Source organism: Rugamonas sp. FW305-51, from assembly GCF_058786935.1.
The window spans coordinates 45,994-69,769 of the sequence record NZ_JBYSZG010000033.1 but is presented as its reverse complement, the minus strand read 5'-3'; the positions used below and the strand labels follow the sequence as shown (position 1 = coordinate 69,769).

At 59.6% G+C, this 23,776-nt stretch carries 33 protein-coding genes; 30 read left to right on the top strand and 3 right to left on the bottom strand.

The window, feature by feature from the left end; translation table 11 throughout:
• Positions 1-372: 372 nt before the first annotated feature.
• The 3 genes from AC3WOS_RS20455 to AC3WOS_RS20445 all read right to left on the bottom strand — a co-directional run bounded on the left by AC3WOS_RS20455 (position 373) and on the right by AC3WOS_RS20445 (position 4,033).
• The gene (locus tag AC3WOS_RS20455; protein WP_492718046.1) at positions 373-1,152 is read right to left on the bottom strand and encodes a spermine/spermidine synthase domain-containing protein; all 780 of its coding nucleotides are present in this window, start codon (positions 1,150-1,152) and stop codon (positions 373-375) included.
• Positions 1,153-1,312: 160 nt separating this feature from the next.
• Complete coding sequence (locus AC3WOS_RS20450; RefSeq protein WP_492718044.1) at positions 1,313-1,813, bottom strand: FxDxF family PEP-CTERM protein; 501 nt, start codon at positions 1,811-1,813, stop codon at positions 1,313-1,315.
• Positions 1,814-2,107: 294 nt separating this feature from the next.
• Positions 2,108-4,033 carry a phosphoethanolamine transferase gene (locus AC3WOS_RS20445; RefSeq protein WP_492718042.1) on the bottom strand — a complete coding sequence of 642 codons (1,926 nt, stop codon included), beginning with the start codon at positions 4,031-4,033 and terminating at the stop codon, positions 2,108-2,110.
• A gap of 302 nt (positions 4,034-4,335) precedes the next feature.
• On the opposite strand from AC3WOS_RS20445, the gene rpsL reads away from it, so the two are divergent.
• From rpsL to rpsM, 30 genes are all read left to right on the top strand, one after another.
• The gene (gene rpsL, locus AC3WOS_RS20440; protein WP_025603541.1) at positions 4,336-4,719 is read left to right on the top strand and encodes a 30S ribosomal protein S12; all 384 of its coding nucleotides are present in this window, start codon (positions 4,336-4,338) and stop codon (positions 4,717-4,719) included.
• 143 nt (positions 4,720-4,862) lie between these two features.
• Complete coding sequence (gene rpsG / locus AC3WOS_RS20435) at positions 4,863-5,333, top strand: 30S ribosomal protein S7 (protein WP_492718039.1); 471 nt, start codon at positions 4,863-4,865, stop codon at positions 5,331-5,333.
• Positions 5,334-5,441: 108 nt separating this feature from the next.
• Entirely contained in the window at positions 5,442-7,547 is a 2,106-nt protein-coding gene (fusA, locus tag AC3WOS_RS20430) for an elongation factor G (protein WP_492718037.1), read from the top strand.
• Positions 7,548-7,612: 65 nt separating this feature from the next.
• Positions 7,613-8,803, top strand: a complete 1,191-nt coding sequence (gene tuf, locus AC3WOS_RS20425; protein WP_492718035.1) for an elongation factor Tu — start codon at positions 7,613-7,615, stop codon at positions 8,801-8,803.
• Positions 8,804-8,926: 123 nt separating this feature from the next.
• Positions 8,927-9,244 carry a 30S ribosomal protein S10 gene (rpsJ, locus tag AC3WOS_RS20420; RefSeq protein ID WP_117014469.1) on the top strand — a complete coding sequence of 106 codons (318 nt, stop codon included), beginning with the start codon at positions 8,927-8,929 and terminating at the stop codon, positions 9,242-9,244.
• Positions 9,245-9,556: 312 nt separating this feature from the next.
• Entirely contained in the window at positions 9,557-12,247 is a 2,691-nt protein-coding gene (locus AC3WOS_RS20415) for a TonB-dependent receptor plug domain-containing protein (protein ID WP_492718032.1), read from the top strand.
• Between the two features lie 295 nt (positions 12,248-12,542).
• The gene (gene rplC, locus AC3WOS_RS20410; protein WP_492718031.1) at positions 12,543-13,199 is read left to right on the top strand and encodes a 50S ribosomal protein L3; all 657 of its coding nucleotides are present in this window, start codon (positions 12,543-12,545) and stop codon (positions 13,197-13,199) included.
• Between the two features lie 3 nt (positions 13,200-13,202).
• A complete protein-coding gene (gene rplD, locus AC3WOS_RS20405) occupies positions 13,203-13,823 on the top strand; it encodes a 50S ribosomal protein L4 (RefSeq protein WP_492718029.1) in 621 nt (206 codons plus the stop codon).
• A complete protein-coding gene (gene rplW / locus AC3WOS_RS20400; protein WP_492718028.1) occupies positions 13,820-14,134 on the top strand; it encodes a 50S ribosomal protein L23 in 315 nt (104 codons plus the stop codon). Before rplD ends, rplW begins: the two co-directional genes overlap by 4 nt.
• Complete coding sequence (rplB, locus tag AC3WOS_RS20395; protein ID WP_492718026.1) at positions 14,134-14,961, top strand: 50S ribosomal protein L2; 828 nt, start codon at positions 14,134-14,136, stop codon at positions 14,959-14,961. The genes rplW and rplB overlap by 1 nt, the downstream gene beginning before the upstream one ends.
• Positions 14,962-14,970: 9 nt before the next feature.
• Positions 14,971-15,246, top strand: coding sequence for a 30S ribosomal protein S19 (gene rpsS, locus AC3WOS_RS20390; protein ID WP_008444295.1), 276 nt, complete (start codon positions 14,971-14,973; stop codon positions 15,244-15,246).
• On the top strand, positions 15,243-15,575 hold the full coding sequence (gene rplV / locus AC3WOS_RS20385; protein ID WP_182151929.1) for a 50S ribosomal protein L22: 333 nt from the start codon (positions 15,243-15,245) through the stop codon (positions 15,573-15,575). Before rpsS ends, rplV begins: the two co-directional genes overlap by 4 nt.
• Before the next feature lie 9 nt (positions 15,576-15,584).
• Positions 15,585-16,400, top strand: coding sequence for a 30S ribosomal protein S3 (gene rpsC, locus AC3WOS_RS20380; protein ID WP_492718024.1), 816 nt, complete (start codon positions 15,585-15,587; stop codon positions 16,398-16,400).
• Between the two features lie 2 nt (positions 16,401-16,402).
• The gene (gene rplP / locus AC3WOS_RS20375) at positions 16,403-16,822 is read left to right on the top strand and encodes a 50S ribosomal protein L16 (RefSeq protein WP_056404292.1); all 420 of its coding nucleotides are present in this window, start codon (positions 16,403-16,405) and stop codon (positions 16,820-16,822) included.
• A 12-nt stretch (positions 16,823-16,834) separates the two neighbouring features.
• Positions 16,835-17,026 carry a 50S ribosomal protein L29 gene (gene rpmC / locus AC3WOS_RS20370; RefSeq protein ID WP_182151373.1) on the top strand — a complete coding sequence of 64 codons (192 nt, stop codon included), beginning with the start codon at positions 16,835-16,837 and terminating at the stop codon, positions 17,024-17,026.
• On the top strand, positions 17,023-17,295 hold the full coding sequence (rpsQ, locus tag AC3WOS_RS20365) for a 30S ribosomal protein S17 (protein ID WP_182151372.1): 273 nt from the start codon (positions 17,023-17,025) through the stop codon (positions 17,293-17,295). Before rpmC ends, rpsQ begins: the two co-directional genes overlap by 4 nt.
• Before the next feature lie 264 nt (positions 17,296-17,559).
• Positions 17,560-17,928 (top strand): 50S ribosomal protein L14, encoded by a 369-nt coding sequence (gene rplN / locus AC3WOS_RS20360; RefSeq protein WP_008444317.1) that lies wholly within the window; start codon positions 17,560-17,562, stop codon positions 17,926-17,928.
• Between the two features lie 9 nt (positions 17,929-17,937).
• Positions 17,938-18,252: a 50S ribosomal protein L24 gene (rplX, locus tag AC3WOS_RS20355; protein WP_176655252.1), complete on the top strand. Its 315-nt coding sequence runs from the start codon at positions 17,938-17,940 to the stop codon at positions 18,250-18,252.
• A 6-nt stretch (positions 18,253-18,258) separates the two neighbouring features.
• Positions 18,259-18,798, top strand: coding sequence for a 50S ribosomal protein L5 (gene rplE, locus AC3WOS_RS20350; RefSeq protein WP_492718020.1), 540 nt, complete (start codon positions 18,259-18,261; stop codon positions 18,796-18,798).
• A 7-nt stretch (positions 18,799-18,805) separates the two neighbouring features.
• Positions 18,806-19,111 (top strand): 30S ribosomal protein S14, encoded by a 306-nt coding sequence (gene rpsN, locus AC3WOS_RS20345; protein WP_008444324.1) that lies wholly within the window; start codon positions 18,806-18,808, stop codon positions 19,109-19,111.
• A 14-nt stretch (positions 19,112-19,125) separates the two neighbouring features.
• On the top strand, positions 19,126-19,521 hold the full coding sequence (gene rpsH / locus AC3WOS_RS20340) for a 30S ribosomal protein S8 (protein WP_093556907.1): 396 nt from the start codon (positions 19,126-19,128) through the stop codon (positions 19,519-19,521).
• A 10-nt stretch (positions 19,522-19,531) separates the two neighbouring features.
• Positions 19,532-20,065, top strand: coding sequence for a 50S ribosomal protein L6 (gene rplF / locus AC3WOS_RS20335; RefSeq protein ID WP_492718018.1), 534 nt, complete (start codon positions 19,532-19,534; stop codon positions 20,063-20,065).
• Between the two features lie 13 nt (positions 20,066-20,078).
• Positions 20,079-20,441 carry a 50S ribosomal protein L18 gene (gene rplR / locus AC3WOS_RS20330; protein WP_492718016.1) on the top strand — a complete coding sequence of 121 codons (363 nt, stop codon included), beginning with the start codon at positions 20,079-20,081 and terminating at the stop codon, positions 20,439-20,441.
• 9 nt (positions 20,442-20,450) lie between these two features.
• Complete coding sequence (gene rpsE, locus AC3WOS_RS20325; RefSeq protein WP_492718015.1) at positions 20,451-20,969, top strand: 30S ribosomal protein S5; 519 nt, start codon at positions 20,451-20,453, stop codon at positions 20,967-20,969.
• 10 nt (positions 20,970-20,979) lie between these two features.
• Positions 20,980-21,159 (top strand): 50S ribosomal protein L30, encoded by a 180-nt coding sequence (gene rpmD / locus AC3WOS_RS20320; protein ID WP_492718013.1) that lies wholly within the window; start codon positions 20,980-20,982, stop codon positions 21,157-21,159.
• 27 nt (positions 21,160-21,186) lie between these two features.
• A complete protein-coding gene (gene rplO, locus AC3WOS_RS20315; RefSeq protein WP_492718012.1) occupies positions 21,187-21,618 on the top strand; it encodes a 50S ribosomal protein L15 in 432 nt (143 codons plus the stop codon).
• Positions 21,619-21,650: 32 nt separating this feature from the next.
• Positions 21,651-22,985, top strand: coding sequence for a preprotein translocase subunit SecY (gene secY, locus AC3WOS_RS20310; RefSeq protein WP_492718011.1), 1,335 nt, complete (start codon positions 21,651-21,653; stop codon positions 22,983-22,985).
• A 21-nt stretch (positions 22,986-23,006) separates the two neighbouring features.
• Positions 23,007-23,225, top strand: a complete 219-nt coding sequence (gene infA, locus AC3WOS_RS20305) for a translation initiation factor IF-1 (protein ID WP_005663428.1) — start codon at positions 23,007-23,009, stop codon at positions 23,223-23,225.
• Positions 23,226-23,257: 32 nt separating this feature from the next.
• On the top strand, positions 23,258-23,371 hold the full coding sequence (rpmJ, locus tag AC3WOS_RS20300; RefSeq protein WP_005663407.1) for a 50S ribosomal protein L36: 114 nt from the start codon (positions 23,258-23,260) through the stop codon (positions 23,369-23,371).
• A 27-nt stretch (positions 23,372-23,398) separates the two neighbouring features.
• A complete protein-coding gene (gene rpsM / locus AC3WOS_RS20295; RefSeq protein ID WP_008444337.1) occupies positions 23,399-23,764 on the top strand; it encodes a 30S ribosomal protein S13 in 366 nt (121 codons plus the stop codon).
• The last annotated feature ends 12 nt before the right edge of the window (positions 23,765-23,776 follow it).

Sequence of the window (23,776 nt, the reverse complement as noted above, 5' to 3'; positions counted from 1 at the left end):
GGGTGGGGCGGGTGCTGCGTGGGGCTCTCTTCATGTGTCATTCTCTCGTGTGGTTTTTATCTGAACATGCAGCCGCGCGGTTACGGCTTTCCAGCAAACTGGTGAGGGGTAATCACCACCGAGAAAATACTACAGCGCACGATTGGTCTAGACAAACTTGCATGCACCATTATGTTGCATTATGAGCAGGCCGAGCAATATTGCGTGCGTTATATGGCGATTTCGCGTACGCTTGTCGATGGGCAACGCTCGCGCAAGCCCGGCACGGCCAGTTTCTGTCGCTTTTCAGGCCTTGACGCACCGCCTTGGCGCACTGCCGGGGCGTGCCAAGGCGGGGTCGCAGGCAGGCCGTTTTGCCAGCCGCCCGCTGCTTCACTGATGCTCGCGCATCCACTCCTTGAGACCGTTGACCCAGGACTTGGCCGGCAGGTTCAGCTCCTTCTTGATGGCGCCGGCCCGTTCATACAGCACGCTGAAGTCGAGCACGGGCGCGTTCTTGAAGGCGATCACGACGATATTGGCGTCGTGCACTTCCGGCAGCCACACGACGGCGTCGAACACCTGTTCCATGGCTTGCAGATTCTTGTCGTAGTTGCTGAAGTCGCCGAACACATTGGTGGTCATGATGCCATCGTCGCTCAAGCAGTCATAGCAACCCTGGTAGAACTCGGGCGTATCGAGCACGGGGCCGCGCGCTTCCTCGTCGTACAGGTCGACCTGCAGCACGTCCACGCTGGCGTGGTTGGCACGGTCGAGCACGAAGTCGAGCGCGTTCATTTCCCGCACCTGCAGCCGGGCGTCGTTGTCCGGCAGGCCGAACAGGGACTGGCAGACGGCGATCACGTTGGGGTTCAGTTCGATGGCCGTCACGCGCGTGTCGGGCAGGCGGCGGTAGCAGAACTTGGTCAGCGCGGCGCTGCCCAGGCCCAGCTGCACCACGTGGCGCGGACGTTGCAGGAACAGCAGCCACATCATCATCATTTGCACATATTCGAGCTCAATGGCGTCCGGACGCGTCAGGCGCATGGCGCCCTGCACCCAGGAGGTGCCCAGGTGCAGGCTGCGTACGCCCTGGAATTCAGTGATGGTGGCGGGAGGGTGGCCTGGCTGGTCGAAGCGCAGGCCCATGGCGGGGGAGGCGGTAGGTTTCATGCCGCTAGTTTACCAGCCGGGCGGCGCAAGGCCGGAAACGTTACCGGCAAAAAAAAGAGACGCGCTGGCGTCTCTCATGGCCCCGGTGCGCTTGTGGCGGCCGGGGCGGGGCGAGCTAGGCTCGTTGGTGGAGCACCCTTGTGGGAGGCGGTGGCTTGCATCAGCTGGCGTTGCGGCGGCGCGCCAGGAAGCCGACGATGCCCAGGCCGGCCAGCAGCATGCCATAGGTTGCCGGTTCAGGGACGGCGGCCACGTTGATGTCGCCCGAATAGCTGGCCGACGGCGTGATGACGTTACCCATGACGGTCAGTACCAGGGTGCCGGAGACCGACACCGGCGACAGCAGTCCGAATTCATAGCCGCCGTTCGGGATCAGGGTAAGCGCATGGCCGTTCAACGATGCCCCTGTAAAGTCCAGATTGTTGTTGCCAAGCAGGGAAATCGATTGAATGACTGCGTTCGCCAAGCTGGGGCCGACCGATGGATTGAAGGTGAACGTGTCAGTGAAAGCGCCCGCGAAGTTGTGCGTGTCGCCGAAGTGGGCGGTATAGCTGCCCGGGGAAACGGTGGACAGCGCCACATTGCTGGTGAGGTCTTCCGCCAGCGCCGTGCCCGTCGATGCGGCCAACATCGCCGCCAGGAGTATTGATCTTAGTTTCATGTTGATCCCCTTTGTGAGTAAATGCACCCGTTTTTCCGAATGCAGAGTTCAACTTAATTGCGGGGCTCAATGATGTCAATTAACTATTTTTAAATCGAAAAAATTGCCTCATAGCCTATGGCTAACTGCGGGGCGTCACGGTCGAGCCACTTGTAAAATGAAACTATCTGAAGTTTGATGGTTAGTGCAATTTTCAACATTTTGTCGTTTTTATCAGACATTGGACGGCCGCGATGCTACGTCGGGCGAGGTGCCGCGCCCGCCGCTTCGTGGCCGCATGCGGCGGGGCGCCCCTCACTTCTCCTGCTTGAGCGGCTTGTCCTTGTCGATCACTTCGCGACAGTCGCCCTTGATGATGGCGTTGTCGTAGTTGGTCCAGCCATAGCTGTCCACGTAGCGCTTGTGCTGCTTGAAGCGGGCGTTGACGAAGCTCCATTCCAGCTTTTCGCCCGGGTAGGCGATGTCGCCCAGGTCCAGCAGCGTGTGGAACATGTTTTCCGTCGCCAGCCTGGCCTTGCGGTGGCGCAGCAGCTGGCGCACCTTGTCCGGATAGCGCTCGCGGTACTGGTCGGAATACCAGACGAAGGCGGGGATGTGGAACTCGAACTGCGTGTTGTGGCCGTGGAAGGCCAGGTTGCAGCCGCCGTCATACAGGGTCTGGCCATGGTCGGCCACGTACACCAGCGCGCCCAGTTGCCCGGTCTGCTTGAGGGTGGCGATGGCCTGGGCCAGGAACCAGTCCGTATACAGGATGGAGTTGTCATAGCTGTTGTTGAGCTGGGGCTTGATCTTGGTGTCCGTGTAGACCGGCTTGTCGACCCCGAACAGGGACGGCTGCCACTTGTCGAACGCCTTCGGATAGCGCTGGCTGTAGTTCCAGTGGTTGCCCAGCGAATGCAGCACGATCAGCTTTTTCGGCGCCGGGTCGGCCATGGCCCGCTGCAGCGGCTCCAGCAGCACGGCGTCGAAATTGGAGCGGTTGGTGAAGCCGCCCAGGTTGAGGAACTGGATCACGTCCGCCTCCTTGGCGAACACGGAGACGGGCGTGTCGAACTGGCCGAACGAGACCTGGTTTGACAGCCACCACGTCTTGAAGCCCGCTTCCTTGTAGGCCGTCAGGAACGATTTTTCCGAGAAGCCATCCTTCAGGCTTTGCATGGACGGCTTGCGCGAGATGATGACGGGCACCGACAACCGGGTGGCCGACACGGCCGTGATCACGTCCGGCAGCGTCACCAGGTTGGCTTCCTGCTTGAGCAGCGGATTGGTGGCGCGCGGATAGCCGTTCAGGCTCCAGCGGTCATAGCGCGACGATTCGCCGATCACCAGCACCACGATCTCCGGCTCCTGGCCCGGCGTGGCCTGGTGGGCCTGGAACCGGAAACTGCGGCTGCGCTCGCCGAGCTGGGCCAGGTAGCGCCGTTCCTTCCAGAAGTCGGCGCCGCGCGCGGCCAGGCCGAACGGCCAGCTGGCGGCAAAGGTGTCACCGTCCACAGGCGAGCGGGCCCAGTAGGGCAGGGCGGCCAGTTTCCAGGATACATGGCCGGCCGCCGGCACGGCCGGCAGCGACGGGCCGCTGTCCTCGTCCGCATCCTCTTCCTCGTCGTCGCTGGCGCCGTCGCCGAAGCCGGAGGCGGCCACGCTGGCCGACGGCGCGTGCGCGGCCGGCACGGACGCGGCGGCCGGGCGGGAGGCGGCGCGCGCGGCGGCCGACGGCTTGGCCTCGACGCCGAATTCATAGCCCCAGCCCCACACGGCCGCCAGCAGCAGCAGGGCCGCCAGCGCGCCCCAGCGGCTGCGCCCGCTCCAGTCCAGGGCCCGGCTGCGCACGGCCACTACCTGGGCCAGCAGCCACCAGGCCAGCACGGCCGCCATGGCGCCGCCCAGCAGCCACACTTTCTGGCCCAAAAATTCCATCGCCTCGCGCGGGCTGGTCTCGGCGATGATGCCCAGGTGGTGGGTGGAAATACCCTGGCCGTAGAACACGAACAGGTAGAGCTCGGCCGGCAGGGCGATAAAGGCGGGCAGCAGCAGCCAGTGGAACCAGGCCGGGCGCTTGAACACGGCCCACGCGGTGAGCCAGCCCAGCGCCTCGACGGCGGCGATCTGCCACGCCTGCTCGACGGGCTTGCCGAGCAGGCGCGGCACATAAGGCACGGCCGACAGCAGCAGATAGGTGGCAAGCAGGAACAGGTTGGCAGGACGCAACAGGGATCGCATAAAGACGGGGAGTGAAAAAAATGTCTGCTATTATCAAGTGTTTCCTGATCTTACAGCGAGTTTTTGCTGGCCCGGCGCCCACCGCGCCCGCCCGCCGCTGCCGCGAAATAGATTGACTGGCCGCCAGGCCGCGTCTATACTCGCGAGTTCTCAATTTATTCTGCACATCGTATACGCTCTTGTAGCCGCTCCACCGTGAGTGGCTGTTCGCGCCTCCGCTGTCCATGTAGATCGGGACTAGGTTTTAGTCCCCGGGCAACCGCCCGGGTTATCAACGTTGTAATTTTGTTGGATTTAGAACGATGCCAACCATCAATCAACTGATTCGCAACCCACGCGTCGCTTTGACCGTGAAGAGCAAGTCGCCGGCGCTGGAAAACAGCCCGCAAAAACGTGGCGTTTGCACCCGTGTGTACACCACCACTCCTAAGAAGCCTAACTCGGCTTTGCGTAAAGTCGCCAAAGTGCGTCTGACCAACGGTTTCGAAGTCATTTCGTACATCGGCGGTGAAGGCCACAACCTGCAAGAGCACAGCGTTGTGCTGCTGCGCGGCGGCCGTGTCAAGGACTTGCCAGGTGTGCGTTACCACATGGTCCGCGGTGCACTGGATACCCAGGGCGTGAAAGACCGTAAGCAAGCCCGCTCGAAGTACGGTACCAAGCGTGCCAAGGCCGGTAAGAAGTAATACCCCAAGTTTCGCTCAGTGGCAGTAAGCTAAGTGAATGTAGTCGACCGCAACTGGTCGAGTAAGTGGATGGCTATGATGGCCCTCCGCGAGAGTGCGAACCCATATCTGCGCACCTCAACTGAAGATTGAAAGGAATTGATATGCCACGTCGTCGTGAAGTACCCAAGCGCGAAATCTTGCCAGATCCTAAGTTCGGCAACACGGATGTCGCCAAGTTCGTTAACGTGCTGATGCTGTCCGGTAAAAAATCGGTCGCTGAAAACATCATCTACGGTGCTTTCGAGCACATCGCCGCCAAGTCGGGTAAAGACCCGCTGGAAGTGTTCGCTACCGCCATCGCCAACGCCAAGCCGCTGGTTGAGGTGAAATCCCGCCGCGTCGGCGGCGCCAACTACCAGGTGCCGGTCGAAGTGCGTCCAGTGCGCCGTATGGCCCTGTCGATGCGCTGGCTGCGTGAAGCTGCCAACAAGCGCAGCGAGAAATCCATGCCACAACGCCTCGGCGGTGAGCTGATGGAAGCGGCTGAAGGCCGCGGCGGTGCGATGAAAAAGCGCGATGAAGTGCACCGCATGGCAGAAGCGAACAAGGCGTTCTCGCACTTCCGCTTCTAATAAAACCGGCCGGCATCGTCCGGCTGTTATCTGTTGTTCGAGGCCGGGCTCATTTTTTTCGCAAAAAATGGTGCTCGGTTTTGTCCATTCAAAGATTTAGGATTAATTATGGCCCGCAAGACCCCCATTGAGCGCTACCGCAACATCGGTATTTCCGCTCACATCGACGCAGGTAAGACGACCACCACCGAGCGCGTGCTGTTCTACACCGGCGTGAACCACAAGATCGGCGAAGTGCACGACGGCGCCGCCACCATGGACTGGATGGAGCAGGAACAAGAGCGCGGTATCACCATTACCTCCGCGGCGACCACCTGCTTCTGGAAAGGCATGGCCAACAACTTCCCAGAACACCACATCAACATCATCGACACCCCGGGCCACGTCGACTTCACCATCGAGGTGGAGCGTTCGATGCGCGTGCTGGACGGCGCATGCATGGTTTACTGCGCCGTGGGCGGCGTGCAGCCACAGTCGGAAACCGTGTGGCGTCAGGCTAACAAGTACAAAGTGCCACGTCTGGCCTTCGTCAACAAGATGGACCGTACCGGCGCCAACTTCTTCAAGGTCTACGACCAGATGCGCGCGCGCCTGAAGGCGAACCCGGTCCTGATCCAGATCCCGATCGGCGCCGAAGAAAACTTCAAGGGCGTGATCGACCTGGTCAAGATGAAAGCCATCCTGTGGGACGACGCGTCCCAGGGCATGAAGTTCGACTACGTCGACATCCCTGCCGAGCTGGCCGATTCGGCCGCCGAGTGGCGCGAGAAGATGGTCGAAGCGGCCGCTGAAGCGACCGAAGAGCTGATGAACAAGTACCTGGAAGAAGGCGACCTGACCGAAGCCGAGATCAAGCAGGCACTGCGCGCGCGTACCATCGCCTCGGAAATCGTGCCGATGATGTGCGGCACCGCGTTCAAGAACAAGGGCGTGCAGGCCATGCTCGACGCCGTGATCGAATTCCTGCCATCGCCAGTCGACATCGACGACGTGACCGGTACCGACGAGCACGAAGAGCCGGCCAGCCGCCGCGCTGCCGACGACGAGAAGTTCTCGGCACTGGCATTCAAGATCATGACCGACCCGTTCGTGGGCCAGCTGGCCTTCTTCCGCGTGTACTCGGGCGTGATCAACGCCGGCGACACCGTGTACAACTCGGTCAAGGGCCGCAAGGAGCGTCTGGGCCGTATTCTGCAGATGCACGCTAACCAGCGCGAAGAGATCAAAGAAGTGCGCGCCGGCGATATCGCCGCCGCAGTGGGCCTGAAAGACGTGACCACCGGCGAAACCCTGTGCGATCCATCGTCCGTCATCACCCTGGAAAAGATGGTGTTCCCTGAGCCAGTGATCCAGCAGGCTGTGGAACCGAAGACCAAGGCCGACCAGGAAAAGATGGGCCTGGCCCTGAACCGCCTGGCACAGGAAGATCCTTCGTTCCGCGTCAAGACCGACGAAGAGTCGGGCCAGACCATCATCGGTGGTATGGGCGAGCTGCACCTGGAAATTATCGTTGACCGCATGAAGCGCGAATTCGGCGTGGAAGCGACCGTCGGCAAGCCACAAGTGGCTTACCGCGAGACGATCCGCAAGTCGGTGTCGGACGTGGAAGGCAAGTTCGTCAAGCAGTCCGGCGGCCGCGGTCAATACGGCCACGCCGTGGTGACGGTCGAACCGCAAGAGCAGGGCAAGGGCTTCGAGTTCATCGACGCCATCAAGGGCGGTGTGATTCCTCGCGAATTCATCCCTGCGGTGGAAAAAGGTGTGCGCGAGACGCTGCAGAACGGCGTGCTGGCCGGCTACCCGGTGGTCGACGTGAAAGTCACGCTGACCTTCGGTTCGTACCACGATGTGGACTCGAACGAAAACGCGTTCCGTATGGCCGGTTCGATGGCATTCAAGGAAGGCTGCAAGCGCGCCAACCCTGTGATCCTGGAGCCGATGATGGCCGTGGAAGTGGAAACGCCGGAAGACTACGCCGGTACCGTGATGGGCGACCTGTCGTCCCGCCGCGGTATGGTGCAGGGCATGGACGAAATCCCAGGCGGCGGCGGCAAGATCATCAAAGCCGAAGTACCGCTGTCGGAAATGTTTGGTTACTCGACCACCCTGCGTTCCGCAACGCAAGGCCGTGCGACCTACACCATGGAATTCAAGCACTACTCGGAAGCGCCTAAGCACGTGATCGACGCGATCATCACCGCAAAAGCCAAGTAATTTAAATTGTGTGGCCGGGGAGATCCTCCGGCCGCAGTTAACACATTGTTCTAAGGAAGAATAAAATGGCAAAAGAGAAATTCGAACGGACCAAGCCGCACGTCAACGTCGGCACCATCGGTCACGTTGACCACGGCAAGACCACCCTGACCGCTGCGATCGCAACCGTTCTGTCGAAGAAATTCGGCGGCGAAGCGAAAGCCTACGACCAGATCGACGCTGCACCAGAAGAAAAAGCACGCGGCATTACCATCAACACCGCCCACGTTGAGTACGAGACGGCTGGCCGTCACTACGCCCACGTGGACTGCCCAGGCCACGCCGACTACATCAAGAACATGATTACCGGTGCAGCCCAGATGGACGGCGCGATCCTGGTGTGCTCGGCCGCTGACGGCCCGATGCCTCAGACCCGCGAGCACATCCTGCTGGCCCGTCAAGTTGGTGTGCCATACATCATCGTGTTCCTGAACAAGTGCGACCTGGTCGACGACGCAGAACTGCTGGAACTGGTCGAAATGGAAGTGCGCGAGTTGCTGTCGAAGTACGACTTCCCAGGCGACGACCTGCCTATCGTTAAAGGTTCGGCCCGTATGGCGCTGGACGGCGACACCGGTCCCCTGGGCGAGCAGGCCATCATGGCCCTGGCCGATGCACTCGATTCGTACATCCCAACGCCAGAGCGCGCTGTGGACGGCGCCTTCCTGATGCCAGTGGAAGACGTGTTCTCGATCTCCGGCCGCGGCACCGTGGTGACCGGTCGTATCGAACGCGGCGTGATCAAGGTCGGCGAAGAGATCGAAATCGTCGGTATCAAAGACACCGTCAAGACCACCTGCACCGGCGTGGAAATGTTCCGCAAGCTGCTGGACCAGGGTCAAGCCGGCGACAACGTTGGTCTGCTGCTGCGCGGCACCAAGCGTGAAGACGTGGAGCGTGGCCAGGTTCTGGCCAAGCCAGGTTCGATCAAGCCGCACAACCACTTCACCGGCGAGATCTACGTGCTGTCGAAAGATGAAGGCGGCCGTCACACCCCGTTCTTCAACAACTACCGTCCACAGTTCTACTTCCGTACCACGGACGTGACCGGTTCGATCGAACTGCCAGCGGACAAAGAAATGGTTATGCCAGGCGACAACGTGTCGATCACCGTCAAGCTGATCAACCCGATCGCGATGGAAGAAGGTCTGCGCTTCGCAATCCGTGAAGGCGGCCGTACCGTCGGCGCCGGCGTTGTGGCAAAAATCATCGCCTGATTTTTAAGCGCTGATGTAAGGAGATCGGCAAGGTGTGATACCATGCCGATCTCTGTAATACTCCGTTCTTTTTAAATTTGCTGGCGCTACAAAGTTGCCAGTTCGCTCTTTGAAGGAATTACCATGTCCGTTACCAATCAAAAGATCCGTATCCGCCTGAAGGCTTTCGACTACAAGCTGATCGACCAGTCCGCACTGGAAATCGTTGACACCGCCAAGCGCACCGGCGCCGTGGTCAAGGGCCCAGTCCCACTGCCAACCCGCATCCAGCGTTTCGACGTGCTGCGTTCGCCACACGTCAACAAGACCTCGCGCGACCAGTTCGAAATCCGCACCCACCAGCGCCTGATGGACATCGTCGATCCTACCGACAAGACCGTTGACGCCCTGATGAAGCTGGACCTGCCAGCTGGCGTGGACGTCGAAATCAAGCTGCAATAATTGCTGTCGGGCGGCCGGGCCAGTGCCCGCCGCCAGCCGACCGGAACGGGCCGTCGCGCATCGCGCAACGGCCCGTTTTTTTTATGCCGTCCGCCGCCGTGATCGTGGTGAATATGAAACATTCTTAATTTTATTAGGATTTTAAGCAATCTTACTCTTCTGGAAATAGTTCTTGCCGTGCGAAACTTCAGGCCAGGCGCGCCATGGGTCAAGACCCCGGCGCGACCAGGCAAAGCTCGCAGCAGCTTGACGTGTGGCCGCGCCGGCGATCCTGGCCCGGCCCACATAACCACATTCAGGAGTAAGTTTTTGATGGCTATGAAAGAAAAAATCGGCGTCGCCTCGGTGCGCCTGGCAGTCGGCATTCTGGCCGGCACCACCTGGCTGGCCGCGGCGCAAGCCCAGAACCCGGCCGACGCCGGCGTGCAGCGCGTGGTCGTGACGGGTTCGAACATTGCCCGCATCGACAGCGAAGGCCCGACCGCGGTGGAAATCGTCAGCCGCCTGCAGATCGAAAAGAGTGGCGCCTCCACCACGGCCGAACTGCTGGGCAAGCTGCCTTCGGTCAATATCCAGTTGACGGGCAATGACTCGCTCTCGTTCGCCGGTGGTGCCTCTTCGGCCGGCCTGCGCGGCCTGGATCCCAAGTACACGCTGATCCTGCTCAATGGCCGCCGCCTGGCCAATTACGGCTTTGCCGACGGCGCCGAGAATTCCTTTGTCGACCTGAATAGCATCCCGCTGGCCGCCATCGACTCGGTGGAAATCCTGCGCGACGGCGCCTCCGCCATCTACGGTTCCGACGCCGTGGCCGGCGTGATCAACTTCCGTACCCGCCGCGATTACAGCGGCATGGAAGTGACGGGTAATATCGGCGCCAATGAAAAAGGGGACGGCTCGACTGGCAATGTCAGCGTCACCAAGGGCTGGGGCGATAGCGAACACGATGGCTACAACGTGTTGTTGACGGTCGATGCGCTCAAGCGCAACTCGCTGCAGCGCGGCATGCACGCCGGCACGGCCAACCGCGACCGTCGCCGCTACGGCGGCTCCGATAAGCGTTTCACGACCGAGTTCCAGGGTTCGGTGTATGACTTCGACACCTCCGAACCTTCGTTCGTGATTCCTGGCTGCAAAGGCTCGATCGAAGTGGATCCCGCCACGCACGATAACGTGTGCTACACCAATCCCAGCCGTGAGCTGACCCCGGCCATCGAACGGTTTGGCGTGTCCACCATCGTCACCAAGCGCCTGAGCGGCAACGACGAGCTGTTCGCCGAGCTGGGCTGGAACCGCAACAAGACTGCGTTCCCGACCGATTACGCCGCACTGGACGACCGCCTGCAGGTGCCCACCGACGGCACCACCAATCCCGGCGTGCTGGGCCTGCCCGGCCCCAGCGCGGACGGCACGCTGGCCGGCTTTACGCCCGGCGACACGCTGCAGGTGCGCCATTCCATCACGGAGGCGGGCCGGCAAGTGGAAGTCACGACCGGCACCACGCTGCGCCTGGTGGGCGGCTGGCGCGGTGCCGTGCGGGGCTGGGACAGCGAACTGTCGCTCAGCCTGAACCAGAACAAGCTGCGCGATGAGCAGACCAATCAGGTGCTGGCCGCCGAAGCGGCCAGCGCCGTCAAGGCCGGCATCCTGGGGCAGGGCGGCTATGACCCGTTCAACCCGGCCAATCCGGCCAGCGTCGTCAACCCCATGCTGACCACGCTGGAGCGGGAAGCCACCTCGCGCCTGGGGGCGCTGGAATGGAAGATGAGCAAGCCGGAACTGTTCAGCTACCAGGGGCGTCCCGTCGGCTTCGCGTGGGGGGCGCAGGCCAGCCACGAGTCGATCGAGGACCGGCCCGACCTCCGCGCCATTGCCGGCCTGATCGTCAGCCAGGGCGGCACCAGGGCCAACGCCAGCCGCAGCCTGTACTCGGCCTATGGCGAACTGAGCGTGCCGTTGCTGAGCACGCTGGAAATGCAGCTGGCCGCGCGTGCCGACCATTACAGTGACTTCGGCAATTCCTACAATCCGAAACTGGCGCTGGCCTGGCGGCCGAACGCGGCCGTACTGCTGCGCGGTTCGGCCACCACCTCGTTCAAGGCGCCCACCCTGCTGGAGATCGGCTCCACCACCTCCGCCTACCAGACCGTGGCCGACTGGGCCCGCTGCGGTCCGCTGGGCTATGTGGGCGCCACTTGCTCCTACAGCCCGAAGGCCTACCTGAAAGGCAATCCGAACCTGAAGGCGGAAAAGGCGGACAACTACGCGTTGGGCATGGTATGGCAGGCGAGCCCCGCGCTGGCCGTGTCGCTGGACTGGTATGGCATCCACCAGCGCGATACCATCCAGCCGCTGGACGCGCAGTACCTGATCGACCATGAAGACAGCATCCCCGGTTACGCCGCGCTGATCGGGCGCGACCCCCGCAACCCGTCGCTGGAGAAACGATATCCGGGCCTGAACAAGGGCCGCCTGCACGACATCACCACGCCGTACATCAATGTGGGCAAGACCAACCTGTCGGGCCTGGACCTGGACGTGAAATATGACGTCGCCCTGGGCGCCGGCAAGCTGCATCTGCGCGAGACCAACAGCTACACGCTGCAATTCGACCAGAGCGTGGTCGCCGGTGTGGCGCCAAGCGACCGCCTGGACGGCACCAACCACCCCAAATGGTCCAATGCGTTGCGGGCCGCCTACGAGCTCGGCCAGCATGAGCTGGGCCTGACGGCGCACACCTATGCCGGCACGCTTAACATCACCGACCCCACCTACACCCAGGATACGGCCGTGACCAACGCCCGCATTCCGTCGTACACGGTGTGGGACGTGAATTACTCGCTGCGTCCGGGCAGGCAAGTCGATGTGAACGTGGGCATCAACAACGTCTTCAACAGGGGCGTGGTGTATGCCAGTTCGACCTACAAGGACGACCACGTGCAAGCGCTGAATGACGTGGTGGGCCGTTATGTCTACGTCAACCTGCGCTACGTGTTCAATTAAGCCGTTCCGGCAGTGCCGCCAGCGAGGCCGGCGCCGCGTTCGCCGCCTTGCTGCGGCGTCGTGCCGTCCGGCCCAGGCAGCCGGGCAAGCCGCATGGCGCCTCGCTCTGGCCGGCGGCGCCGGGGTAGCCGGGCGGGGCGCCAGAAACCTCACATACCCCGTATTAAGTTGTTGCGTCAAGACCCAAATGACGTTACACTAGCCGGCTTCGGTATGGATTCGCCTTTTTCTGGTCCGTACTAATTTTTGTAGTTAAACAAAGCCCCGCCCAATCGTAGGTGGGAATGGAGAAAAAATGAGCCTTGGCCTCCTCGGTCGCAAGGTTGGTATGATGCGCATCTTCACCGATGACGGGGATTCGATCCCAGTCACCGTGTTGGACGTATCGAACAACCGTGTTGCGCAAATCAAAACGCCTGAAACGGATGGTTATTCCGCAGTTCAGGTTGCATTCGGTCAACGTCGCGCTTCCCGCGTGACCAAAGCCGTCGCTGGTCACCACGCTAAAGCCGGTGTCGAAGCGGGTACTCTGCTCAAAGAGTTCCGCGTGGACGCTGCCAAAGCTGCCGAACTGAAAGCTGGCGACGTCGTTGCCGCCTCCCTGTTCGAAGTCGGTCAAAAGATCGACGTGCAAGGCGTGACGATCGGTAAAGGTTACGCCGGTACCATCAAGCGTCACCACTTCGCTTCGGGCCGTGCTTCCCACGGTAACTCCCGCTCGCACAACGTTCCAGGTTCCATCGGTATGGCGCAGGATCCAGGCCGCGTGTTCCCAGGTAAGCGCATGACCGGTCACCTCGGTGACGTCAACCGCACCATCCAGAACCTCGAAATCGCCCGTATCGACGCCGACCGCCAGCTGCTGCTGGTCAAGGGTGCCGTACCAGGCGCGAAAAATGGCCAGGTCGTCGTTTCGCCTGCCGTTAAAGTTAAAGCAAAGAAGGGAGCTTAAACGATGGAACTCAAGCTCTTGAACGCGCAAGGTCAAGCCGCGTCGAACGTAGCTGCCGCCGACACCATTTTCGGCCGTGACTACAACGAAGCGCTGATCCACCAAGTGGTCGTGGCCTACCAGGCCAATGCACGCAGCGGTAACCGCAAGCAGAAAGACCGTGAAGAAGTTCACCACACGACCAAGAAGCCATGGCGCCAAAAAGGCACCGGCCGCGCTCGTGCCGGTATGTCGTCGTCGCCACTGTGGCGCGGCGGTGGTCGCATCTTCCCGAACTCGCCTGACGAGAACTTCACCCACAAAGTGAACAAGAAGATGTACCGCGCCGGTATCTGCTCGATCCTGTCGCAACTGGCCCGTGAAGACCGTCTGTCGGTCATCGAAGACCTGACGATCGAAGCACCGAAGACCAAGCTGCTGTCGCAAAAGCTGACCGGCATGGGCTTTGACTCCGTGCTGATCATCACCGATGCCGCCAACGAAAACCTGGAACTGGCTTCGCGCAACCTGCCGAACGTGCTGGTTGTGGAACCACGTCACGCAGACCCGATGTCCCTGGTGTTCTACAAGAAGATCCTGGTCACCAAAGCTGCACTGGCTAAGATTGAGGAGATGCTGGCATGAGCGCAGTGAAATTTAGCGAAGAGCGCCTGATGAAGGTGCTGCTGGCGCCGGTCATTTCCGAAAAAGCCACCATGGTGGCGGAAAAGAACGAACAGATCGTGTTCCGTGTCACCACGGATGCGACCAAGCCAGAAATCAAGGCCGCCGTTGAACTGCTGTTCAAGGTGGAAGTGGAATCGGTGCAGACCGTCAACCGCGAAGGTAAGCAGAAGCGCACCGGTGCCCGCATCGGCCGTCGCAACCATACCAAGCGCGCTTTCGTGTGCCTGAAGCCCGGCCAGGAAATCAATTTCTCCGAGGAGGCTAAATAATGGCACTCGTTAAGATGAAGCCAACCTCGCCAGGCCGTCGCGGCATGGTGAAGGTGGTCAACGCCGACCTGTACAAAGGTCGTCCGTTCGCTGCCCTGGTTGAGAAAAAATCGAAGACCGCTGGCCGTAACAACAACGGCCACATCACCACCCGTCACATCGGCGGTGGTCACAAGCAGCACTACCGTCTGGTCGACTTCAAGCGCCAGAAGGACGGCATTCCGGCGAAAGTGGAACGGATCGAATACGATCCTAACCGCACCGCCCACATCGCCCTGCTGTGCTACGCCGACGGCGAGCGCCAGTACATCATCGCCACCAAAGGCATGAGCGTCGGCGACACCGTGATGAACGGTTCGGAAGCGCCTATCAAGTCGGGCAACTGCCTGCCGATCCGCAACATCCCGGTCGGTACCGTGATGCACTGCGTGGAAATGCTGCCAGGTAAGGGTGCGCAAATCGCCCGTACCGCCGGCGCCGGCGTGGTCCTGATGGCCCGTGAAGGCACCTATGCTCAAGTGCGTCTGCGCTCGGGCGAAGTGCGCCGCGTGCACATCGAGTGCCGTGCAACCGTGGGTGAAGTCGGCAATGCCGAACACAGCCTGCGTAAGATCGGTAAAGCTGGTGCCATGCGCTGGCGCGGTGTTCGTCCTACCGTGCGCGGTGTGGTCATGAACCCGATCGACCACCCGCACGGTGGTGGTGAAGGCCGCACTGCAGCGGGCCGTCACCCAGTGTCGCCATGGGGCCAGCAGACCAAGGGTAAGAAGACGCGCAGCAACAAGCGCACTTCTTCGATGATCGTCTCGCGCCGCGGCAAGAAATAAGGATAAATCATGACTCGTTCATTGAAAAAAGGGCCGTTCTGTGACGCCCACCTGGTGAAGAAAGTCGAAGCCGCGCAAGCTGCCAAGGACAAGAAGCCAATCAAAACCTGGTCCCGTCGTTCGACCATCATGCCTGACTTCATCGGCCTGACGATCGCTGTGCACAACGGCAAGCTGCACGTGCCAGTGTACGTCTCCGAGAACATGGTTGGTCACAAGCTTGGCGAATTCGCGCTGACCCGCACGTTCAAGGGCCATGCCGCTGACAAGAAGGCGAAGAAATAATGGAAACTAAAGCTATCCTCAAGGGTGTGCGCTTGTCGGATCAGAAAGGCCGCCTGGTGGCGGACCTGATCCGCGGCAAGAAGGTTGACGCTGCGCTCAACATTCTGCAATTCAGCCCGAAAAAAGGCGCGACCATCATCAAGAAAGTGCTGGAGTCCGCGATTGCGAACGCCGAGCACAACGATGGTGCCGACATCGACGAACTGTTCGTGAAAACGATCTACGTCGAAAAGGGCCCGATCCTGAAGCGCTTCACCGCGCGTGCAAAAGGTCGTGGCGATCGTATCTCGAAACAATCGTGTCACGTTTACGTGACCGTCGGTAACTAAGGAGCCACGATGGGTCAGAAAATTCATCCAACTGGTTTCCGCCTGGCGGTTACCCGTAACTGGGCCTCGCGTTGGTACGCGGGCAACAGCAACTTCGCTTCGATGCTGAACGAAGACTTGAAGGCACGCGCCTACCTGAAGACCAAGCTGAAGAACGCTTCGGTCGGCCGCATCGTCATCGAGCGTCCAGCCAAGAACGCGCGCTTCACCATCTACAGCTCGCGTCCAGGCGTCGTGATCGGCAAGAAGGGCGAAGACATCGAAGTGCTGAAGTCGGCCCTGACCAAGATCATGGGCGTGCCGGTGCACGTCAATATCGAAGAGATCCGCAAGCCGGAAATCGACTCGCAGCTGATCGCCGACTCGATCGCCCAGCAGCTGGAAAAGCGTATCATGTTCCGCCGCGCCATGAAGCGTGCGATGCAAAACGCCATGCGTCTGGGTGCCCTGGGCATCAAGATCATGTCGTCGGGCCGTCTGAACGGCATCGAAATCGCCCGCAAAGAGTGGTATCGCGAAGGCCGCGTGCCACTGCATACCCTGCGCGCTGACATCGACTACGGCACCAGCGAAGCGTCGACCACCTACGGCATCATCGGCGTCAAGGTGTGGGTCTACAAGGGCGACCGCAACGCCGCCGGCGAAGCGCCAGTCATCGAGACTCCAGCTGACGAGAAGAAGAGCCGCGGTCCACGCCGCGACGACGGCAAGCCTACCGGCCGCCCACGTCCAGCCGGTGCGAAACCATCCACAGCACCAGGTGCTGCCCGTCGTGCCGCCAAACCGGCCGCCGCTGCTGCGCCAGCTGAGAAAGCAGGAGAATAATCATGCTGCAACCAGCACGCAGAAAGTATCGTAAAGAGCAGAAGGGCCGTAACACCGGTATCTCGCACAGCCGCGGCACCGCCGTGTCGTTCGGCGAGTTCGGTCTGAAAGCCGTTGCCCGCGGCCGTATCACGGCCCGTCAAATCGAGGCAGCACGTCGCGCCATGACCCGTCACATCAAGCGTGGTGGCCGGATCTGGATCCGCGTGTTCCCGGACAAGCCGATCTCGAACAAGCCTGCCGAAGTCCGTATGGGTAACGGTAAGGGTAACCCCGAGTACTACGTCGCCGAAATCCAGCCAGGCAAAGTCCTGTACGAGATGGATGGTGTCGCAGAAGAGCTGGCGCGCGAAGCGTTCCGTCTGGCTGCTGCCAAACTGCCGCTGGCTACCACCTTCGTGGTGCGCCAGGTTGGCCAATAAGAGGAGTGAAATATGAAAGCATCTGAACTCCGCGGCAAAGACCAGGCAGCTCTGCAACAAGAGCTGAACGATCTGCTGAAGGCCCAGTTTGGTCTGCGTATGCAAGTGGCAACGCAACAGCTGAGCAACACTTCGCAGCTCAAGAAGGTACGCCGCGACATCGCGCGTGTAAAAACGGTAATGAACACCAAGGAAGCCAAATGACCGAACCAGTGAAAAAGCCGCTCAAGCGCACGCTGATCGGTAAAGTGGTGTCCGACAAAATGGACAAGACCGTAACCGTTCTGATCGAACGTCACGTCAAGCATCCTTTGTACGGCAAGATCATCGTGCGCTCCAATAAGTACCATGCGCACGACGAGACCAACCAGGTGAAAGCCGGTGACACGGTGGAAATCGTGGAAGGTCGCCCGATCTCGAAGACGAAGGCATGGACTGTGACGCGTGTGGTGCAAGCCGCACAAATCGTTTAATTAGAAAAACCTCCCGGCCGGCAACGGTCGGGGGGTGTTTTTAATTAGTTCTTGCAAGCCCGCAAATTGTATGTAATACTTGCGGGCTTCGTTCATGTAACGCCGCAAAGTGTCTGGCCACAGACGCAGAACGCGCGGTCAGTGCAGTACGAAGGTCAAGCACCCAAACATCGGGGCCCGGCATGGGCGCCGCTGGCGGGACCAAGACTGACCGCGGGTCCGCATTGTGTGGATTCTTCGGCTTAAGTTGGGAAAGAGAATACTATGATTCAAACTGAAAGCCGGCTCGAAGTGGCCGACAATACCGGTGCCAAAGAAGTCATGTGCATCAAGGTATTGGGCGGCTCCAAGCGCCGTTATGCTGGCATCGGCGACGTGATCAAGGTAACCGTCAAGGTTGCTGCGCCACGCGGCCGTGTCAAAAAAGGTGAAATTTATAACGCCGTGGTTGTGCGCACCGCCAAAGGTGTGCGTCGCCAAGACGGTTCCCTGGTCAAGTTCGACGGCAATGCCGCCGTACTGCTGAACGCCAAGCTGGAACCGATCGGTACCCGTATTTTTGGACCAGTGACGCGCGAACTGCGCACTGAAAAGTTCATGAAGATCGTGTCCCTGGCACCGGAAGTCCTGTAAGGAGTCGTAATGGATAAGATTCGTAAAAACGACGAAGTCATCGTGCTGACCGGGAAAGACAAGGGCAAGCGTGGCGTCGTGCAGCAGCGTATCGATGCTGAACACGTCGTGGTTGAAGGCATCAACGTCGCCAAGAAAGCGACCAAGCCTAACCCAATGACTGGCGTACAAGGTGGTATCGTCGATAAGACTATGCCGATTCACGTGTCCAACGTTGCATTGTTCAATGCAGCGACTGGCAAGGCAGACCGCGTCGGTTTCAAGGAAGTGGATGGCAAAAAAGTCCGCGTCTTCAAATCGTCCGGCGAAGTAGTGAAGGCTTAAGAAATCATGGCACGTCTCCAAGAATTCTATAAAGAAAAAGTCGTCGCCGACCTGACCGCGAAATTCGGTTACAAGTCGGTGATGGAAGTTCCTCGTCTGACCAAGATCACCCTGAACATGGGTGTCGGTGAGGCGATCGCCGACAAGAAAGTGCTCGAGCACGCTGTTGGCGACCTGACCAAGATCGCTGGCCAAAAGCCAGTGACCACCAAATCGCGCAAGGCTATCGCGGGTTTCAAGATCCGTGAAGGCTACCCGATCGGTACCATGGTCACCCTGCGTGGCGCTCGCATGTACGAGTTCCTGGATCGCTTCATCACCGTGGCCCTGCCACGCGTGCGCGATTTCCGCGGTGTGAATGGCCGTTCGTTCGATGGTCGTGGTAACTACAACATCGGCGTGAAAGAGCAGATCATCTTCCCGGAAATCGAGTACGACAAGATCGATGCGCTGCGTGGTTTGAACATTTCGATCACCACCACCGCCAAGACCGACGACGAAGCGAAAGCTCTGCTCGCCGCCTTTAAATTCCCGTTCAGGAACTAAGAAGATCATGGCAAAACTCGCACTGATTAACCGTGAGCAGAAACGTGTCGACCTGGCAAACAAGTTTGCCGCCAAGCGCGCTTCGCTGAAGGCCATCATTGATGACCAGTCGAAATCGGAAGAAGAGCGTTACGAAGCGCGCCTGAAACTGCAGGCACTGCCACGTAACTCGGCTCCGACTCGCCAGCGTAACCGCTGCGCCGTCACCGGTCGTCCACGCGGCACTTTCCGTAAATTCGGTCTGGGCCGTATCAAGCTCCGTGAATTCGCCATGCGTGGTGAGATCCCGGGTATGACTAAAGCAAGCTGGTAATAGGAGAATAAGCAATGAGTATGAGCGATCCTATCGCCGATATGCTGACCCGCATTCGCAACGCCCAAGGCGTTCAAAAAACGACCGTGGCCATGCCATCGTCGAAAGTCAAAGTAGCGATTGCCAACGTCCTCAAGGACGAGGGTTACATTGAAGATTTCGCAGTTGCCGAAGCTGGTGGCAAAGCGGAACTGAAAATCGGTTTGAAGTATTATGTTGGCCGTCCCGTCATCGAGCGCCTTGAGCGCGTGTCCCGTCCGGGCCTGCGCGTCTACAAGGGCAAGGACGAGATCCCTACTGTGATGAATGGCTTGGGTGTGGCGATCGTGTCGACTCCGCAAGGCGTCATGACTGACCGCAAAGCACGCGCTACCGGTGTCGGCGGCGAAGTTATTTGCTACGTCGCATAAGGAGTTAGACATGTCTCGTGTAGCTAAAATGCCAATCGCTGTGCCAGCTGGCGCTGATGTCGCCATCTCCGCACAAGCGATCACCGTCAAGGGCCCGCTGGGCGTGCTGACCCAGGCCCTGAACGGCCAGGTCACGGTGGAAAACAATGCAGGAACCCTGACTTTCGTCGCCGCCAATGACAGCCGTGAAGCCAATGCCATGTCCGGCACGCTGCGCGCCCTGGTCAACAACATGGTGACCGGCGTCACCAAGGGTTTCGAGAAAAAGCTGAACCTGGTCGGTGTGGGTTACAAGGCGCAAGCGCAAGGCGACAAGCTGAACCTGTCGCTGGGCTTCTCGCACCCTGTCGTGCACTCGATGCCAGCCGGCGTCACCTGCGCTACCGCAACGCCAACGGAGATCGTCATCAAAGGCATCGACCGTCAGCAAGTGGGCCAAGTGGCTGCTGAAGTTCGCGCTTACCGCTCCCCTGAGCCTTACAAGGGCAAGGGCGTCCGTTATGCGGACGAAGTGGTTAAGATTAAAGAAACCAAGAAGAAGTAACTAGGGGCTGACGATGGACAAGAAAGAATCACGTCTGCGCCGCGGACGCCAAACCCGGATCAAGATCGCGCAACTGAAAGTAAATCGCCTGTCGGTGCACCGCACCAACCTGCACATTTACGCGAACCTGATCTCGCCGGATGCCAAAATTCTGGTATCGGCCTCCACGGCAGAAGTCGAAGTGCGCAACGAACTGGCTGGCAAATCGGGCAAGGGCGGCAACGCTGCCGCTGCCGCGATCGTCGGCAAGCGCGTCGCAGAGAAAGCACTGAAAGCAGGAATCACCGAAGTCGCGTTCGACCGCTCCGGTTTCCGTTACCACGGCCGTGTGAAGGCGCTGGCAGAAGCCGCGCGCGAAGCCGGTCTGAAGTTCTAAGGAACGATCATGGCAAAAATGCAAGCAAAAATGGCAAGCGACAAGCCGGATGACGGCATGCGCGAAAAAATGATCGCGATCAACCGCGTGACCAAAGTGGTCAAGGGTGGTCGTATCATGGGTTTCGCCGCGCTGACCGTGGTTGGTGACGGCGATGGCCGCATCGGCATGGGCAAGGGCAAGTCGAAGGAAGTACCGGTCGGTGTGCAGAAGGCAATGGAAGAAGCCCGTCGCAACCTGATCAAGGTACCACTGAAGAACGGCACCCTGCAGCACACGGTATCGGGTCGCCACGGCGCCTCGAAAGTGATGATGAGCCCAGCCAAGCCTGGTACGGGCGTCATCGCCGGCGGCGCAATGCGCGCAATCTTCGAAGTAATGGGCGTGACGGACGTGGTGGCGAAATCCACCGGTTCCTCCAACCCTTACAACCTGGTGCGTGCCACGCTGGACGGTCTGGCAAAAATGAGTACTCCTGCTGACATCGCCGCCAAGCGCGGTAAGTCGGTAGAAGAGATCCTGGGCTAAGGTGGACATCATGACGAAAACTGTCAAAGTACAATTGGTCAAGGGCTTGATCGGCACGCGTGAAGATCACCGTGCCACCGTACGCGGCCTGGGCCTGCGTCGTGTCAACTCGATTCGCGAGTTGCAGGACACCCCATCCGTGCGCGGCATGATCAACAAAGTCTCGTACCTCGTTAAAGTTGTTGCGTAAGCCCCCCGGCTTACGTACGGAGAAAACATGGAACTGAATACCATACAACCAGCCGAAGGCGCCAAGCACTACAAGCGTCGCGTCGGCCGCGGTATCGGCTCCGGTCTGGGTAAAACCTCGGGCCGTGGTCACAAGGGTCAAAAATCGCGTTCGGGCGGCTTCCACAAAGTCGGCTTCGAAGGCGGTCAGATGCCGCTGCAACGCCGTCTGCCTAAGCGCGGTTTCAAGTCGCTCAACGCCACCTTCAAAGCTGAAGTGCGTCTGTCCGACCTGAACGCCCTGGCCGTTGGCGATGTCGACATCCTGGTGCTCAAGCAAGCTGGCGTGCTGAACGTGCTGGCCCGCGACGTGCGCGTCATTCTGTCCGGCGAGATCACCAAAGCGGTGAACCTCAAAGGCCTGAAAGTGACGGCCGGCGCGAAGGCAGCCATCGAAGCAGCTGGCGGCTCGGTAGCCTGAGTTGACCGCTAACAGCTTGATCGGAGCGAAAATTGGCGACTAATCCACAACTTGCTAAAAGTGCAGCAGCCGGGTTCCCCTGGGGCCGGCTCTGGTTCTTGCTTGGCGCATTGGTGGTTTATCGTATCGGCGCTCACGTCCCGGTCCCCGGGATCGATCCGGTACAATTAGCCGCACTGTTCAAGTCGCAAGAGGGGGGCATCCTGGGCATGTTCAACATGTTCAGCGGTGGCGCGCTCTCGCGCTTCACGGTGTTTGCGCTGGGTATCATGCCTTACATCTCGGCCTCGATCATCATGCAATTGCTGTCGATCGTGTCGCCGCAGATGGAAGCGCTCAAAAAAGAAGGCGAAGCAGGCCGGCGCAAGATCACCCAGTACACCCGGTATTTCACGGTGGCACTGGCGATGTTCCAGGCGTTCGGTATCGCAGTCGCCCTGGAATCCCAAGCCGGCCTGGTGCTGGATCCGGGCCTGGGGTTCCGCTTCGTGACGGTCGTGACGCTGTTGACCGGCACCATGTTCCTGATGTGGCTGGGGGAGCAAATTACCGAGCGCGGCTTGGGTAATGGCATCTCCATCATCATTTTCGCCGGTATCGCCGCCGGTCTGCCGAACGCTCTGGGGGGCTTGTTCTCCCAGGTGGCCAACGGTTCGATCGGCAGCTTCTCGGCGATCGTCATCGTGATATTGGTGGCGGCGGTAACGTTCTTCGTGGTCTTTGTGGAACGTGGCCAGCGCAAGATTCTGGTGAATTACGCAAAACGCCAGGTCGGTAACAAGATCTACGGTGGTCAAACGTCGCACCTGCCATTGAAGTTGAACATGGCTGGCGTGATTCCACCGATCTTCGCTTCGTCGATTATCTTGTTCCCGGCAACGATCCTGGACTGGTTCGCCAAGGGTGCCAATCCGGCCAACCCGGTGATCCGCTTCCTCAAGGATGTGGCAGCATCGATGGGTCCAGGCGAGCCTATGCACGCCCTGTTGTACGCCATTGCAATCGTGTTTTTCTGCTTCTTCTACACCGCTCTGGTGTTCAACAGCAAGGAAACCGCGGACAACTTGAAGAAGAGCGGGGCCTTCGTGCCAGGGATACGTCCCGGTGAGCAGACAGCCCGTTACATCGACAAGATCCTGACCCGATTGACACTGGCTGGCGCAATCTACATCACGTTGGTGTGTTTGTTGCCGGAATTCATGCAAGCCGAGTGGAAAGTGCCTTTCTATTTTGGCGGCACTTCTCTGTTGATTATTGTGGTTGTGACCATGGATTTCATGGCGCAAGTGCAAAACTACGTGATGTCGCAGCAATATGAATCGCTGCTGCGCAAAGCAAACTTCAAGGGCGGAATTCCGACGCGATAAGCGCGGTTTCAAACATACCGAATGGCAAAAGACGACGTCATACAAATGCAGGGCGAGATTCTCGAGAATCTGCCTAATGCAACATTTCGAGTGAAGCTGGAAAACGGACACGTGGTGCTCGGCCATATTTCGGGTAAAATGCGGATGAACTATATCCGCATTCTTCCTGGCGACAAGGTGACGGTAGAGCTGACACCTTATGACCTGAGCCGAGCCCGCATCGTGTTCCGGACCAAGTAACATAAAACATTGAACCAAGAAGAGAGTGCAAAATGAAAGTTAACGCCTCAGTCAAGCGGATCTGCCGCAACTGCAAGATCATCAAGCGCAAGGGTGTCGTTCGCGTAATCTGCGTCGAACCACGTCACAAGCAGCGTCAAGGTTAATAACCGTTATTTATCGAGGAATAACGAATGGCACGTATTGCAGGGGTTAATATCCCAAATCATCAGCACACCGTTATCGGCCTGACGGCCATCTACGGTGTAGGCCGCCCGCGCGCAAAGTTCATCTGCGCCGCAACGGGCATTGCGACCAACAAGAAGGTCAAAGACCTGGACGATAGCGAACTGGAAAAGCTGCGCGATGAAGTAGCAAAATTCATCGTTGAAGGCGATCTGCGTCGCGAACTGTCCATGAACATCAAGCGTTTGATGGACCTGGGTTGCTACCGTGGTATGCGTCACCGTAAGGGCCTGCCGGTCCGCGGCCAGCGTACTCGCACCAACGCACGTACCCGCAAGGGTCCGCGCAAAGCCGCACAATCGCTCAAGAAATAATCTAGGGAAATC